Genomic DNA, 15,632 nt, shown 5'->3' on the forward strand with positions numbered 1-15,632 from the left:
GCGCAGCGGCTCCGGTTTGCTTCGCTGCACCTCCTTCCGCTGTGTCTGGCTGCGCCAGACGGTCGCTGCGCTCCCACCCCCGGATCAATCCCTCCACTCAGCCTTCCGACGTCGCCGGTGGATCAAGATCAAAAGCACTCGAGCTAACGCTCATTGTTGAGTGGTGAAAAGCGTGTGGTCTGCTTTGGATCTGTGTTGGATTCGCCCCTCACCCCAGCCCTCTCCCGAGGGAGAGGGAGCCGATTTGCGGGCTTTCCAGAATCTGCATTCGACTCGATATCGCAAGTCGGCGTATTTCGCCTGAACACCTCGGTCAGTCCCCTCTCCCTCCGGGAGAGGGCTAGGGTGAGGGGCTTTTGCTCTGGCTCTTGATCTTTTGCCCCTTCGGCAGGCTTCGTTACGGGATCGATCCGGGGGTGGGAGCGCAGCGACCGTACGACGCAGTCGTACACAGCGAGTGTAGGTGCAGCGAAGCCAACCGGAGCCGCTGCGCCCGGATCGGTCCCGTAACGAAGGTACCCCGAGCCCCAGCGAGCGGGCCGTACGCCGGGGCAAAGCCTTTTTGGTTACTTTTCGCTGGGCCGGCATTCCGGCGTTTGGAAAAAGTGACCCGCCGTAAGGGCGGAACCCTAAGTAGCCTTCACCGCAGCAACGGATATGCCCCCCAATCCCAAAAACCAAAAAGCCCCGCCAAAGCGGGGCTTCCACACAACTAAGAGCAATCAGAAATCAGCCTTCACCGACATCACAAAATTGCGCGGATCCCCGTAGAAGTTACCGAACCCCTCGGTACCAATAGTCGCGTAATAACGCTTGTCGAACAGGTTGTTGCCGTTCAACGCCACCGACCAGGTGTCATCAATCCGATAACCAATGCGACCGTTCCAGACCGCATAACCCGCGCCATCGACATTGTCGCCGCCCAGAGGCGAAACCCGGTAGGTGCCCGTCTGCGCATTGACCCCCGCACCAATCGTCACACGGTCCAGCGGCCCGCTCAGGGCGTAATCACCCCAGACGCGCAACAGGTGACGCGGCACGTAAGAGTTGTAGACCGCGCCATCCTGAGCGGCATCGGCATCTTCCAGCACCTTGGTCTGGGTGTAGGTATAACCGGCCAACAGTTGCAGGCGGTCGATCACTTCACCGCTGACTTCAGCTTCAAAGCCCTGGGCGCGGACCTTGCCCGAGTTGATCTGGCACGAACTGTCTTCGCACCGCAGGTCATCCTGGGCCGCATCTTTCTGGATGGTGCGGAACAGGTTGAACGTGGTGTTCAGACGACCGTCGTACCACTCACCCTTGATCCCCAATTCGTAGCTCTGGCCAATCAGCGGCTTGAGCGTGCTGCCGTCGATGGTTTTATACGAGCCTTGCGGGGTGAAGATGTCGGTGTAGCTGGCGTAGGCGGTCAGGTTGTCGTTGAGGTCGTAGAGCAGGCCGGCGAACGGCGTGACCTGGCCGGTTTCGGTGGACTGGGTGTTGACCTCGGTGCCTTCGCCACGGAAGTACTGCACCGAATCGGTATCGGATTTGTACCAGCTGACTCGGCTGCCGAGCACGAGCGTCATCGGGTCGGCGAGTTTCAGGCGGGCGATCGAGTAGGCGCCGTATTGCTTGATGTGCATGTCCACCGGGCCGCCACGGGAGGCGTTGGCCAGGTAGTAGCTTTCATCCGGCTGCGGGATGTTGTGGTTCGGGTTGAACACGTTCTGGCGCTGTGGCAATGCCGCCACCGCGTAGAAGTCGTCCTTGTGCGAACGGCTGGCGTTGGCGCCGACGATCAGTTCGTGCTGCTGGCCGAAGGCGTCGAATTTGCCATCGACGTAGGCATCGAACCCGTAGTCGCGCTGATCGTAATCATAGGTACTGCCGAGCATCAGCGTGTTGGTGGCGGTGGCGCCCAAGGGCACTGTGCCGCTCGGGAAGGAATATTCCATGTCCTGAGTGTTGCGCGAGTACACGCCGGCGACTTTCAGCGACCAGTCGTCGTTGAACTGGTGTTTGACGTCGGCGAAGTAGGTGGCGCGTTTGCTGCGCTGGTTGTTCCACGAGGTGTTCAGGCAGGTGGAGCGTTTCAGGTGCAGGTCGGAGCCGTCGGCGTAGCGCGGCAGGCCGCCCCAGCACGGGGTGGCGTCGACGTCTTCATAGGCCATGCCCAGACCGAGGGTGGTGTCAGGGCTGAGGTCGAAGTCCAGGGCGCCGTAGTAGATCTGGTCGCGGCGTTCAGCCACATCGTAGAAATACTTACGGGTCTGCTGGGTCACCACTGCGCGGCCACGGACAGTGCCGGCGTCGTTCAGCGGTCCGCCGGTGTCGACCTGGCCGCGGTAGTTGTCCCAGGTGCCGGCCGACAGCGACAGCTGCGTGTGCGGGGTGTCCTGGCCGCGCTTGCGCACGAAGTTGACGCCGCCGGCGGTGCCGCCCGCGCCCTTCATCATGCCCGCCGCGCCGCGGAGGATTTCCACGCGGTCGTAGATGGCCATGTCGCTGTTGAAGCTGTCCGCCTGCACGTAGCTGCTGCCGATGTCCAGCGGCACGCCGTCGTACTGGTACTGGCCGGTCATGCGGAAACCGCGCGAGTAGAAATATTTGCCGCCCATGGGCGAGTCGTAGACGGTGATGCCCGGGGTCTTCTCCATCACCTGTTCGATGGTGTTGAGGTTCTGGTCGTCGAGCATCTTGCGGGTCATCACCGTGACCGACTGCGGCGTTTCCTTCAGCGAGTGCACGCCTTTGCCGATGGTCACGCCGCCGGTGGTGTAGGAGTTGCTGCCTTCGGTGGTGGCGCCGAGGCGGTTGGCGTTGACGTTGGTCGGCGCCAGTTCCATCGCGTTGCCGCTGGTGGCCGGGCCGAGCACGGTGACGGTGTTGCCGTCACGCTGATAGCGAATGCCGGTGCCGCTGAGCATCGCCTTCAGTGACTCGTCATCCTGGTAGCGGCCGTTGAGGGCGCTGGAGCGCAGGCCTTGCAGGCTTTCCGGGCTGTAGATGATTTGCAGGCTGGTCTGCTGACCGAGGGTCTGCAGGGCCTGGGCCAGCGGCTGGGCCGGGATGTTCAGGGTCCATTCCTGGGCCTGGACATACGGCGCTGCTGCAAGGGTCAGTGCCAGACCCAGGCCGCTACCGGCCAGGCGTGTGCGGGTCGCGCCGTGCATCAGCAGGGCTCGAGTCAGAGGGCGAAGCATGAAACGGGATGCGGACATGAGGTTAAGACCTTGGCAGGTATAGTTGTTAATGGTTCTTATTCATCTCATTAAGACGAGGAAGCCGCGGCAAACCGGAAAAGTTTTTTCTCCGGCCCGGTCGCGGCTGCTTCGATCAGGCGGGTTGCAGTTCGCTTTTGACCTTGCCAGCCTCCATGCGCACCAGTTGATCGGCGACGTCGAAGTAACGGTCGTCGTGGGAAATCACGATGATGGTCTTGCCCAGACGCTTGAGGTCGGGCAGCAGCTCGGTATAGAAGATCCGCCGGAAGGTCGGGTCCTGATCCGCCGCCCATTCATCGAACACCAGCACCGGGCGCTCTTCGAGCCAGGCATTGACCAGTGCCAGGCGTTTGCGCTGGCCGGTGGACAGGTCGGTAGTGCTGAAGGCGCCGTCGCGCACGCTGACCTTGTGCGCGATCTCCAGACGTTCCAGGTAGCGGGTGGCATCCTGCGGCACTTCACGATCGCCCTGGATCAAGTCATCGAACAGGTAGTAGTCGGCGAAGATCGTCGTGAAGTTCTGCCGGTAATCATCGCGGTTGACGGCGGTGATCGGCTTGTCGTTAACGCGAATTTCGCCCTCGGTCGGCGCGTACAGGCCCAGGAGCAATTTGATCAGCGTGGTCTTGCCGCAGCCGTTCTCACCGACGATAAACACAATGTCGCCCTGTTCGATGCGCAGGTTCACCGGGCCGAGGCGGAACGGCTCGCTGCCGTCCACGGGAGGGAAGGCGTAGCGCACGTTGCGCAGTTCCAGGCTGTTGACGGCGGCCGGCTTGCCGCCCTGATCCTGCAGCAACAGGTGCGGTTCCGGTGAGGAGAACTGTTCGCTGAGTTCGGCAATGCGGCGGAAGGCAATCTGCGCGCGGCTGATGATTGGCAGGGTGCTGATCAGGTGTTCCAGCGGCCCCTTCATGTACAGCAGCACCAGAACGAAACCGCTCATCACCGCTTTGTCGGCACTCGGCCACAGCGATTGCAGGGCCAGGGCCATGCCGATGACCACGAAGAACAGCATCGAGCCAAACGACTTGGCGATGACGAAGGTGTTGATCGATCTGATCTGGGTATCGCAGATTTTCTCGGCGGTTTTCTGAATGCCGGCGACGAACATGCGCTGGCGGCGCGGGCGGTGAATGCGCAGTTCCTTGGCGCCTTCGGCAATTGCGTTGTAGTGCTTCTGCAGTTCGTCTTCGGAATCGCGCGCGGCGTAGAAACCGCGCATGCCTTTGGCCCGGGCGATGGCCTGGATGGTGGTGCCGATGGCGATGGCCACCAGCATCATCAGGAACATCGGCCACGACAGCATGGCCAGATAGCCGAGACAACCAAGGGTCACGGTCATGGAAATCGCCAGCGGCGCGAAGGCGAAGGCGAAGTCGCTGATGGTGTCGACGTCGTGGGTCAGCACCGGAATCAGGCGATGGCTGCGATAGCGTTCGATCTGGTCGATCGGCGCCGACAGGACTTTCTCCCCCAGCTCTTTGCGCAGTTTGGCGATGATGTGCTGGCCGACGTAGTTGGTGCCGATGTCCGACAGGATCGTGGTCAGCAGGGCCAGGGCACAGAGGCCGGCGAAGATCATCACCACCGTGCGGGTCAGGCCGTCATCGGAATGCAGGGCGTTGTTGATGGTCGCCAGCAGCACGGTGACGCTCAGGCCGCCGAGCATGCCGAGCACGATGGACGCCGAGACGATCAGGCGGAAGGGCTTGAGCAGGGCGAACAATTCGTTGATCGCCCCACGCGTAGGCTTGGTCATGGAGGATTCCTGCTTCGATGCGGAGGGAGTGCCGGTACTTAAGGAAAACGAATGGTCGCGGAGTTTCTTTAAACGAGCGCAGGCGTGGCTGCGCTCGTCGAGGGCGGGATCAGAGGTCGCGCACTACGCGAAAGCCCAGCCAGTCGCCCTTGCTGGTCGGCCAGCTGCTGTTGCGGTTGCCCGAGCGCGAGAAGATCGGCGCCTCGCCCCAGTCGTTGCCGCGCATGACCTGGCGTTCGCAGTTTTCCTGGGTCCATGGGCGACCGTCGGCGGGCACTCCGGAGTAGTCCGGGTGATAGCAATCGGCGGTCCATTCGTAGACGTTGCCGTGGGCGTCGAACACGCCAAACGCATTGGCCGGGAAGGTGCCGGCCGGCGAGGTGAAGTTGTAGCCGTCGGCTGCGCCGTAAGTGTTGGCGTGCCTGGAAATCTGGTAATCCTTGCCCTCATCGAACGGGAACGGGAAAGGCCCGGCGCTGCCGCCCCGGGCGGCGTATTCGCGGATCGATTCGCTTTGCAGGCGATAGGCGTGGCCGGTCTTTTTTGACAGCCAGTCGATGTAGCCCTGGGCTTCGGCGACGTTCATGCACACGGCCGGGTCGCGTGGCGTCTGTTTGAATTCCGGTTTGCCGGCGGTGCAGCGGCGGCCGGGGCGGTCATCGAAGTCGTAAGGTTTGTTGCCGGTCTCGCGGACATAGGCGTCCCATTCGCCCACCAGCACCTGCGAGCGGCTGATAGCGAATGGTTTGCTGAACGTCACCGTGTGCAGCGGGCCTTCGTCGGGTTGGCGGCCGACTTCATCGTCCGGCGTGCCCATGGTGTAGCTGCCGGTCGGCAGCACGACCATTTCCGGGCAGTCCTTGCAGTCCTTGAACACTTTACCCGCGGCGGGGCCTGTCGCCGCCTGCGCGGTGCCGGGCATCAGTGCGCCGCAGAGGGCGCTCAGCGCCAATGCGGGCAGGGCTTTGGAGAGGAGTGACGCGTGAGGCTTTTTCATGGGTCGTCTCTTTGAAAGGAAAACGGCAGTCGAGGGTCAGGCACGCAGCTTGGTGCCGAGGATGTCCATGAAGCGATCCACTTCGGCTTCGCTGTTGAGCAAGCCCGGCGCGGTGCGAATCACCGGCCCGACGTCGCGGCTGACCGCGTCGCAGATCACCCTGTTCTGCATCAGCCAGGCAGCTACTTCATCGCTGTCCTGGCCCTTGATCCGGAAGAAGGTGAAACCGGCGGAGAACTGCGGGGCGAGCGGGGTGACCAACTCGATGTTGCGGTGCTCCTGCAAGCGTTGCTTGAGGTAACTGTTGAGCTGATGAATGCGCGTCTGCACCTCGGCTTTGCCCAGCTGCAGGTGCAACTTGAAGGCTTCGTCCAGCGCCCAGCGATGCTCGAAGGCGTGGTAGCCGCCCGGGGTCATGATGGTCGAGAAAGCCGTGGCCTCGGAGAAGGTCGGCACGCTGGGGCTGACGTATTTCAGTTCTTCGGTGCGGCTGCAGACGATGCCGGTGCCGCGCGGGCCGAACATCCATTTGTGCGTGCCGGCGATGAAAAAGTCGCAGTTCATCTGCGGGAAACTCAAGTCGTCGACACCGAAACCGTGCACACCATCGACCACGTAGATCAGCCGATCCTTGTCGTCGCGCTGGCGGTTGTGCTCATCGACCAGCCGCGAAATCTCGCTGATCGGCAGCTTCACGCCGCTGCCGGAATGCACCCAGGTCATGCCCAGCACGCGGGTTTCGGGGCGGATATTGCGATTGATCGTGTCGAGCACCTGATCCAGAGAAATGCTCTGCGGGGTTTCGAACAGCTTGAGTTTGCGCACGCGCGTGCCGTCACGACGGCTGCGGAAATCGAGAATGTTGCGCGTCGAATAATGTTCGTGAACCGTGGTAAGAATTTCCTGATCCGCGCGCACCTGCACACTGCCGTAGATCATCGCCAGGCCTTCGGTGGTGCTGCCGGTCAGGGCGATTTGCGCCGGTTTGGCTTGCAGGTACTGGCCGGCCCAGTGGCGCACGTTTTCTTCACGCTTCTCGGTGACGCCCAGATCCCAATCCATCGCCAGACCCGGATTCAGATCCAGCGCCGCGCGATGGCGTTCGATCGCTTCGCGCACCGGTTTCGGATGTGAGGTGACGAGGAAATTGGCGAAGTGAATCGCCTGAGGATCCTGATCGAACATTTGACGCAACTGCGCCCATTTGTCTCGCGACGCAGTCGGCACGGCAGCGATGGCCGCCGGTGCAGTCAGACTGGCGCCCAGGGGCAGGGCGGCGGCGAGCAGGCCGGCCTGCTTCAGGAAAGTGCGACGATCGGTCATGGCCGGGCCACCTCCTGGCGCGACGCCAGCGCTGGTTTCGCGGCTTTTTGCACCTGATCCCAGACGCGCATGAAGTTGCCGCCCCAGAGCTTGGCGATATCCGCTTCGGAGTAGCCGCGCTGTAGCAGTTCGGCGGTGACGTTGCGAATCTCGCCGACGTTTTCCCAGCCCTTGATACCGCCGCCATCGTTGAAATCCGAAGCAATGCCGACGTGGTCGATACCGATCTTGCGCACCGTGTAATCGATGGCGTCGCCGAAGTCCTTGAGGGTGGCTTTCGGTTCCTCTTCGAGGATCGCGTAGAGGCCGCTGGCGTACTGGCCGAGCTTCTGTTCCGACCAGGCGGTGATGATCGGATCGCCCGGCATCAGTGCCATGGCCAGATTGGGCAGTGGCGGCAGATCGAAGCGCGCACGCAGCGCATTGAGTTTGTCCTGCGTGCCCTGGGTCAGCGGTTTCAGGTATTGCGAGAAGGCGACGACTTGCACCACGCCGCCACTGTTCTTGATCAGTTGCAGTTCTTTGTCGCTGAGGTTGCGCGGGATATCCACCGCCGCCCGTGGCGCCGAGTGCGAGGCCACCAGCGGTGTGCGGCTCAGTTCGGCGACTTGCTCGAGGGCCTTGGTCGACATCTGCGAAACGTCGATGATCACGCCCAGATCGTTCAAGCGCTGCACCGCTTGTTTACCGATGTCCGACAGGCCATCGAGGGCGTCGGGCGAATCATTGAAAAACGGTAGCGGCCGCGACGAGTCGGCCCAGCTGTTGTTGCCGATGTAACTGAAACCGAACATGCGCATGCCGCGCCCGGCCCACAGGTCGAGCTTGCTCAGATCATTGCCCAGCGGGTAGGCGTTGAGCATGCTGATGAAAATCGCAAACTTGCCTTCGCCATGCAGGCGGCGGAAATCATCCGGCGTGTAGGCGATGCCGGCCTGATTGGGAAAGTCGCGGACGATCCCGGAAATGATCTTGTAGCGCACCTCCTGCTGATTGCGCGCTTCTTCGACAAAACCCTCGGTCGGACGGTGCGGGGCATTCGGGCCGTTCCACATTTCCGGCCAGCCGAACACCGTCAGCGCGGCGCCGGACAGGCGTCCGCGATTGGCCTTGATGAGGTCGAACTGGCCCGAGCCATCCTTGTCGGCTTCGTGGTCGTGGCTGCCGAAACTCAGCGGTACGGTGATGTGGCTGTCGAACGACAGCAGGCGATCCTGCAACTCCGTCGCCTGTTTCATCACCTTCACCGGATAGCCGGGGTTGTTCCAGTAATCCCAGGCCAGAAATCCTGCGCCGGCACTGATCGCCAGGGCCAGCGGCAGGCCGATGAATAGAGCCTTTTTCCAACGCGGTTTTGTCATTGCCATCTCATTCAGGTTCGCCGTCGAGGTACAGGCGCAGGGGCCTTTGCTATCTGGGAAGAACGAGTGGCTGCACGGCTAATTTAGGTGTGCGTTACAAATGCCCGGCAGCGGCGCAGGGATGTTTTGCCGGCGGCGTAAATTTCCCCGCCGAGCAAACGTTCTAGCTTGGATAAAGCCTGCTTCATGGCTGACACAGGTAGGGCAATGACGATCTCTCGACGCTGGTTCATGGCGGGCATGGCACTCACGGGCGCCGCGCTGCCTGCCGCTTTTTATGCACATCGTGAATTGACCCGCGAGGAGTTTCCGATCACCCCGGGCGAGGCCACGGTCGATCTGGCGGACACCGCCGGGCAACAGCTGGCGGACAATTTGCGTGGGGTCTGGGACATTCGCTTTACCGGTGCGGCGGCCGGGCTTGATGGTTTGCCGGCGCAAGGCCTGGAGCTGTTTCTCGACATCGCTCATCGTGGGCGCGGCCTGCGCGGTTATCTCGACACCGGAGCGAATCTGCGTGCCGAAGGGCCTGTGCGTTATCAAGTGGTTGGCGATCTGGCACCGGGCAACGGCGCCGAGATGTATTGGCGCCTGCTGCGCACCGATGCGCCACTTGCACCGCCGGTGTATGAATTAAAAGTCAAACTGGATGAGGTCTGGGCGGCGTTCGGCAATGCCGGCAGCGCCACGTTCACCGGGCAAGTGCTGCGTCTGGACCGGCCGTTGGCGTTGCCCGAGCTGGACAACCAGTTCATCGCCATCAAACGACGTTTTCCCGAGGCCCGTGAACGCACCGGTCTGAATCCGCAACTGTTGGCCTGGCTGGTGGCGCCCGAGCATCGGTTGTTCCACCAGCTCTGGCACGCCACCCGCGACAAGTGGCACAAGCTCTCGGAGAAAAAGCGCGAAGCGCTGCGCGGCATCGGCTGGCAGCCCGGGCCGCGTGACAAGGAGCGCGACGCCCGTGGGCCAAGCAAGGATCGCAATGGCTCGGGCGTGGATTTTTTCTTTATGCATCGGCACATGCTAGGCATCGCCCGCTCGATGCAGGATTTGCCTTCCTGGCCGGCGTTTCCGCAGCCGCAGCCTGAGCTGGAGCGGGACCGACAGGGCTTCGCCCGCTATTTCGACAATCATGACGGCAATTCGCTGCCGCCGACCTGGCTGGCCGAGGGCGATGACGAGTACACCAAGTGGGTCAGCGACATCAAAGCGGCGGAGACTTTCCAGAGCAATTTCCTGGTCTGGGAATCGCAGTACCGTGACCCGCGTTATTTGTCGAAATTGACCCTTGGCCAGTTCGGTTCGGAAGTCGAACTGGGCCTGCACGACTGGCTGCACATGCGCTGGGCTTCGGTGGCGCGTGACCCATCCAACGACATTCCAGTGCCGATGGCGCGGGATCAGGCAGACTTCGCTGCGCGCTGGTATGCGCCGGAAAACGACTTTCTCGGCGACCCGTTTTCCTCCCATGTAAACCCGGTGTTCTGGCGTTTCCATGGCTGGATTGATGACCGCCTGGAAGACTGGTTCCGCGCCCATGAACGTTTTCACCCGGGCGAAGTGAGTCGTTTGGAAGTCAACGGCGTTCCGTGGTTTGCACCGGGACGCTGGGTGGAAGTCGCCGACCCCTGGCTCGGCCCCGACACCCACGGCTGCAGTACCGTGCCCGGCCTGCAAGTCGGACGCTCAGTGGAGATGGACCCGGAAACCATGAAACTGGCACTGCGCATCACCTTCGGCGATGAAGACAACATGACCGAGCTGTTCCGCAAAGTGCCACAGCGCCCTTGGTATGCGCGACACCTGAAGGTCAAGGGCCGACAGCTCTAGATTGGTTCAAACAAACACACTCTCTGAATTGGTCGCAATCCCTTGTAGGAGCGAGCTTGCTCGCGGAGGCTTTTTTTGGGGCGGTGGGGGCATTTTGAGTGAGTACATATCCATCGCTGCGGTAACGACTACCTAAGGTTTCGCCCTTACGGCGACTCACTTTTTTACAAACGCCTAAAAAAAGTAAGCAAAAAAACGCTTGCTCCTGCGTTCGGCCCTCGCAGGCTCGGGTTCCTTCGCTGCGGGATCGATCCGGGCGCAGCGTTTCCGGTTTGCTTCGCTGCACCTCCTTCCGCTGTGTCTGGCTGCGCCAGACGGTCGCTGCGCTCCCACGCCCGGATCAATCCCTCCGCGCAGCCTTCCGACGTCGCCGGTAGATCAAGATCAAAAGCACTCGAGCTAACGCTCGTTGTTGAGTGGGGCGGCTTCGCCGCGGGCAGCTGCGCTGCTTTGCTTTTCTGTGGGAGCGAGCCTGCTCGCGATAGCTATCTCAAAGATACGAATGAACAGCAGATTTACCCTGATCCCTGTGGGAGCGAGCTTGCTCGCGATGGCGTCAGTTCAGTCGACGCATCTCCGTCAGATCACTTCCCAACCACCCCCCAGCGCTTTGTACAAGGCAATGCTCGCCTGCAACCGCGACAGGCGCAGCTGGACGTTCAGGTCTTGCGCCGCATACAGCGTGCGCTGAGTTTGCAGGACGGTGAGCAGGTCTTCGGCGCCGGCCTGGTAGCGGCTCTGGGCGATGTCGAAAGCGGTCTGTGCCTGGTTCAGTTCTTCGCTTTGCCATTGCCGCTGTTCGTCGAGGCCGCGAATGCTGCTGAGGGCTTTTTCGACGTCGGCGAAGCCGTTGATGATTGCCCCGCGATAGGTCTCCAGCAGTTCATCCTGTCGGGCCTTGGCCTTGTCGCGTTCGGCGCTGAGGCGGCCGTTGTTGAAGATCGGCGCGGTCAGCCCCGAGGACAGGTTGTAGAACGTCGTGCGCAGCAGGTCGGCGGTAAGGTCGGCGCCGCTGCCGAGGCTGGCGGTCAGGGTGATTTTCGGCAGCATCGCGGCGCGGGCGACGGTGACATCAGCCTGCGCCGCCGCCAGTCTGGCCTCGGCGCTGGCAATGTCCGGGCGGCGGCTGAGCAAGTCGCTCGGCACGCCGCTGGCGATGTCCGGCCAGTGCAATTGGGCGAAGGATTGCTCGGGCAACGGCAACGCTTGCACCGGTTGGCCGAGCAGGGCGGCGAGGCTGATCAGTGCTTCGCGGGCCTGTTGTTGCACCAGCGGCAGGCGACGCTGTTGTTCCGCCACCAGGCTTTTCTGCTGGGCCAGTTCCAGCGCGGTGGCGCTGCCGGCGTCGAAACGGGTCTGCACCAGATGCAGCACATTTTGCGCATTGGCCAGATTGAGTTCGGCGATCCGCGCCTGCTCACGCAAGGCCAGGGTTTGGGTGTAACTGTTGGCGACGCCGCTGAGCAAGGTCAGCTCGACGGTGGCGCGGTCGAACTCGCTGGCCTGCACACCGAACACGGCACTGTCACGCGCGGCACGCTTGCCGCCCCAGAAATCGATCTCGTAACTGGCGCTGAGCTCGGCGTCGTAATAATCCAGCGAGCGATTCTCGGGACTGACATCCAACTGGCTGTAGCCCTTGCCGTGGATCAGTTTCTGCCGGTTGGCGTTCAGCCCGGCCTTGAGTTCGGGCAGCAGCGGGGCGCCGGCAATGGTTGCGCTGGCCTCGGCCTGTCTGACCCGTGCCACGGCGGCGGCGAGGTCGTAGCTGCCCAGCCGCGCCTGTTCCACCAGCCGCTCCAGCTCGGGGCTGCCGAATTGCGTCCACCATTGCCGATTGCTCTGCAGCGCGCCGGGGGTGTCGGCGGACTGCCACGCGCTCGGTGGCTGCACGCCGCTGTCGAGGCGCGGCGCCGGGCTGCTGCAGGCTGCCAGCAACAGGCTGGCGGCGAGGAACGTCAGTCGCACTTTCATAGGTCGATCATTCACTGGTAAGGGCCGTGACCGGGTCAAGCCGGGCAGCTTTGCGGGCCGGCATGAAGCCGAAGATGACACCGGTGACCAGCGCACAGGCAAACGCACCGATCACCGCCAGCGCTTGAAAGGCGATCGCCACGCCACTGAGCAACAACACGCCGCCGACCAGCAGCGCCAGGCCGATTCCGGCAATTCCGCCGACCACCGAGAGCATCAAGGCTTCAGTGAGAAACTGACGGAGGATGTCGCGCTGACGGGCGCCGGTGGCCATGCGAATACCGATCTCGCGGGTACGTTCGCGCACGGTCATGAGCATGATGTTCATCACGCCGATACCGCCGACCAGCAGGGAAATCGCCGCAATCGCCCCCAGCATCAGCGACAGCGTGCCTTGCGTGCGCGCTTCGGCCTGGATCATCGCGGCATTGTTGGTCAGCTCGAAATCCTTCTTGCCGTGGTGTCGACGCAACATCGCCTGTTCGATGGCCTGTTCGGCGTCCTTGACCTTGCGCGCGTCCTTGGCGGCAATCACCACGTATTGTGGATTGCGGCTGCCGAACAGGCGCGTGCTCGCCGCCGAGTAGGGAACGGCGATGCGGTTGTCGCTATCGGAGTCGCCGGAGCTGGCGCCTTTTTCCGCAAGCACGCCGAGGATCTGGAACGGCACGTTTTCGATGAGGATGTATTGACCGATGGGGTCGGCGACATCCTTGAGCAACTTGTCGCGAACCTTGGTGCCGATCACCGCGACGGCGGCGGCGCTGTCCTCGTCGGCCTGGGTGAAGTAGCTGCCCTGAATCACCGGCCAGTTGAAAATCTGCGGAAAGTTGGTGTCATTGCCGCCGACGTAACTGCTGTGGTCGGCGTTGCCAAAGCGCACCCCGGCGGTCGAGCCGTTGACCGGCATGATCCGTTCCACCTGGGGCAGGGTGGACAGTTCGGCAACGTCGTCGAGGGTGATGATGCCCTCCGGCGTACGCGGGTTCGGCGCCGAGCCGCTGAGGTAAATGATGTTCGAGCCGAACGCGCCCATTTGTGCCATGACCTGACGCTTGCTGCCCTCGCCGACGGCGAGCATGACCACCACCGAGGCCACGCCAATGACGATGCCCAGCAGGGTCAGCGCCGTGCGAAAGCGGTTGATCCACATCACCCGCCACGCCGCTTGTACAGCGTCGAGCAGTTCACCTTTCCAGGCGCCGGTCTGGTTGCTGCCGCTGCTCAGGCGCTGGCGCAGGTCGACCGCTTGCAACGCCCCGGGATTGGCCGCGGGCGGCGCGCACGCGTGCTCGGCGCTGTCGCTGATGATCAGGCCGTCGCGGATTTCGATGATGCGTTTGGCCCGTTGCGCCACTTCGCGGTCGTGGGTGATAAGGATCACCACATGGCCCTGATCGGCGAGTTCGTCGAGCAGGGTCATCACTTCAGCGCCGCTGTGGCTGTCGAGGGCGCCGGTCGGCTCGTCGGCGAGGATGATGTGGCCGCCGTTCATCAGCGCACGGGCAATCGACACCCGCTGTTGCTGGCCGCCGGAAAGTTGGTGCGGACGATTGCCGGTGCGAGTGCCGAGACCGAGACGTTCCAGCAGCGCGTGAGCTCGGGCATGGCGCTCGGCGGCCGGGGTGCCGGCATAGATCGCTGGCATCTCGACGTTTTCCTGCGCCGAGCCGGACGGGATCAGGTGATAGCCCTGAAAGACAAACCCGAACGCTTCGCGGCGCAGCCAGGCCAGTTCATCACTGTCCAGATGAGCGACGTTTTCCCCGGCGAAGCGGTATTCGCCGCTGGTCGGTCGGTCGAGGCAGCCGAGGATGTTCATCAGCGTCGATTTGCCTGAACCGGAGGCGCCGACAATCGCAACGAATTCGCCGGCGTGGATCGACAGATCGATCCCGCGCAGCACCTCCACCAGTGGGCTGTCATCACCGCCGTAGGCTTTGCGGATCTGCCGCAGGTCGATCAGGGGCGTGTGCATTCAGCCTCCATGACCAGTGGCCGGCGCGCTGAGAACATGCTCGCCCTCGGCCAGACCTTCCAGCACCTGGGTGCGCAGGCGATCGTTGATGCCGGTGCGCACTTCCCGCGTTTGAATATCACCGTTGGCAGCGACGATCTGCGCCCGCTGCCACTGCGGACGCGAGCCCGGTTGCAGGGCAGCAGTCGGCACGGTCAGGGTGTCTTGCGCCTGTTCGGCGACGAAGAACACCTGGGCGGTCATGTCGGTCATCAGGCTGTGATCGGCGTTGTCGACGTCGAGCAGCACGGTATAAAGAACCACGCGTTCGCTGCCGCTGCGACCACTGGTAGGGCTGCCGCCCTGATTCTGTTCAAGCGGACGTGGTGGCACCGGCAGGATCTGCCGCACCGTGCTGCTCCAGCGCCGAGTGCCACCGCTGAGGGTGGTGAAGTAAGCGGTCATGCCCGGTTTGACGTGGCCAATGTCGGCCTCCGAAACTTCGGCCCATACCGTCATCGGCGACAGTCGGGCGATGCGCAGGATCAGCGGGGTCTGTTGCTGCGCGTTGAGGGTCTGGCCTTCGCGCGCACCGACTGCGACCACGGTGCCGCTCATCGGCGCGTAGATGCGCGTGTAACCGAGCTCCGCTTCGTCGCTGCGCAGGCTGGCCTGGGCCTGGCGGATCTGCGCCTGGAACATGTCGATGCGCGCCTGGGTTGCGCGAACCTCGGCGCGGGCGGTCTGCACGTCTTCCTCGCGGGTGGCGCCACCGGCGGCGAGTTTCTGCTGGCGCTGGTATTTCTGCTGCGCCAGATCGTGCTGGGCGCGTTGCTCCTGCAACTGCGCCTTGAGGTTTTCGATGGAAAAGCGCCCGGCATCGAGCTTGGCTTTCTGTGTCGACGGGTCGATTTCCACCAGCAACTGGCCTTCCTTGACCGTATCGCCAGCCTCGACGTGAATCTTCTGAATCTGCCCCGAAGCCTGCGCCCCGACATCCACATAGCGGCGCGGCTGCAAGGTACCGAGCGCCGTCACGCTGTTTTCGATATCGCCCCGGCTGACCTGCACAGTGGCAACGGCGTCGCGACCGGGTGGCAAAACCTGCCAGGCAGCAACGGCGATCACGGGAATCAGACAGAGGGCGGCAAACAGCGCGCGACGGGCGGGGCGGGGACGATTCATGCAGGGTTCCGGCCAGTGGTTGCGGCCCGTC

At 62.9% G+C, this 15,632-nt stretch carries 9 protein-coding genes; 1 reads left to right on the forward strand and 8 read right to left on the reverse strand.

The features are described 5' to 3' along the window. Positions 1-722: 722 nt before the first annotated feature. The 5 genes from CKW30_RS00200 to pvdM form a co-directional block, all read right to left on the reverse strand. On the reverse strand, positions 723-3,206 hold the full coding sequence (locus CKW30_RS00200; RefSeq protein ID WP_177434182.1) for a TonB-dependent receptor: 2,484 nt from the start codon (positions 3,204-3,206) through the stop codon (positions 723-725). Between the two features lie 115 nt (positions 3,207-3,321). After that, the gene (locus CKW30_RS00205; protein ID WP_095179472.1) at positions 3,322-4,971 is read right to left on the reverse strand and encodes a cyclic peptide export ABC transporter; all 1,650 of its coding nucleotides are present in this window, start codon (positions 4,969-4,971) and stop codon (positions 3,322-3,324) included. Positions 4,972-5,080: 109 nt separating this feature from the next. Continuing rightward, positions 5,081-5,968, reverse strand: a complete 888-nt coding sequence (locus CKW30_RS00210; protein WP_095179473.1) for a formylglycine-generating enzyme family protein — start codon at positions 5,966-5,968, stop codon at positions 5,081-5,083. A 36-nt stretch (positions 5,969-6,004) separates the two neighbouring features. Beyond that, on the reverse strand, positions 6,005-7,291 hold the full coding sequence (locus tag CKW30_RS00215; RefSeq protein ID WP_095179474.1) for an aminotransferase class V-fold PLP-dependent enzyme: 1,287 nt from the start codon (positions 7,289-7,291) through the stop codon (positions 6,005-6,007). Next, on the reverse strand, positions 7,288-8,652 hold the full coding sequence (gene pvdM / locus CKW30_RS00220) for a pyoverdine-tailoring dipeptidase-like protein PvdM (protein WP_095179475.1): 1,365 nt from the start codon (positions 8,650-8,652) through the stop codon (positions 7,288-7,290). The genes CKW30_RS00215 and pvdM overlap by 4 nt, the downstream gene beginning before the upstream one ends. Before the next feature lie 207 nt (positions 8,653-8,859). Between pvdM and CKW30_RS00225 the strand changes: the two genes are divergently transcribed. Continuing rightward, complete coding sequence (locus CKW30_RS00225; protein WP_095179476.1) at positions 8,860-10,485, forward strand: PvdJ/PvdD/PvdP-like protein; 1,626 nt, start codon at positions 8,860-8,862, stop codon at positions 10,483-10,485. Between the two features lie 579 nt (positions 10,486-11,064). Here CKW30_RS00225 and CKW30_RS00230 read toward each other — a convergent pair. The 3 genes from CKW30_RS00230 to CKW30_RS00240 are packed head-to-tail and all read right to left on the reverse strand — an operon-like array spanning position 11,065 to position 15,601. Then, a complete protein-coding gene (locus CKW30_RS00230; RefSeq protein WP_095179477.1) occupies positions 11,065-12,459 on the reverse strand; it encodes an efflux transporter outer membrane subunit in 1,395 nt (464 codons plus the stop codon). Positions 12,460-12,466: 7 nt separating this feature from the next. Beyond that, on the reverse strand, positions 12,467-14,437 hold the full coding sequence (locus tag CKW30_RS00235) for a MacB family efflux pump subunit (protein WP_095179478.1): 1,971 nt from the start codon (positions 14,435-14,437) through the stop codon (positions 12,467-12,469). Further along, positions 14,438-15,601 (reverse strand): efflux RND transporter periplasmic adaptor subunit, encoded by a 1,164-nt coding sequence (locus CKW30_RS00240; protein ID WP_095179479.1) that lies wholly within the window; start codon positions 15,599-15,601, stop codon positions 14,438-14,440. Between the last annotated feature and the right edge of the window lie 31 nt (positions 15,602-15,632).

The sequence above is a fragment of the Pseudomonas sp. Irchel 3F6 genome (genome assembly GCF_900187595.1).
Classification (GTDB): domain Bacteria; phylum Pseudomonadota; class Gammaproteobacteria; order Pseudomonadales; family Pseudomonadaceae; genus Aquipseudomonas; species Aquipseudomonas siliginis.

What these genes read in the sequence shown, in the direction of transcription:
- CKW30_RS00200 (WP_177434182.1), bottom strand. Translation starts at nt 3,206, where the DNA reads ATGTCCGCATCCCGTTTCATGCTTCGCCCTCTGACTCGAGCCCTGCTG.
- CKW30_RS00205 (WP_095179472.1), bottom strand. Translation starts at nt 4,971, where the DNA reads ATGACCAAGCCTACGCGTGGGGCGATCAACGAATTGTTCGCCCTGCTC.
- CKW30_RS00210 (WP_095179473.1), bottom strand. Translation starts at nt 5,968, where the DNA reads ATGAAAAAGCCTCACGCGTCACTCCTCTCCAAAGCCCTGCCCGCATTG.
- CKW30_RS00215 (WP_095179474.1), bottom strand. Translation starts at nt 7,291, where the DNA reads ATGACCGATCGTCGCACTTTCCTGAAGCAGGCCGGCCTGCTCGCCGCC.
- pvdM (WP_095179475.1), bottom strand. Translation starts at nt 8,652, where the DNA reads ATGACAAAACCGCGTTGGAAAAAGGCTCTATTCATCGGCCTGCCGCTG.
- CKW30_RS00225 (WP_095179476.1), top strand. Translation starts at nt 8,860, where the DNA reads ATGACGATCTCTCGACGCTGGTTCATGGCGGGCATGGCACTCACGGGC.
- CKW30_RS00230 (WP_095179477.1), bottom strand. Translation starts at nt 12,459, where the DNA reads ATGAAAGTGCGACTGACGTTCCTCGCCGCCAGCCTGTTGCTGGCAGCC.
- CKW30_RS00235 (WP_095179478.1), bottom strand. Translation starts at nt 14,437, where the DNA reads ATGCACACGCCCCTGATCGACCTGCGGCAGATCCGCAAAGCCTACGGC.
- CKW30_RS00240 (WP_095179479.1), bottom strand. Translation starts at nt 15,601, where the DNA reads ATGAATCGTCCCCGCCCCGCCCGTCGCGCGCTGTTTGCCGCCCTCTGT.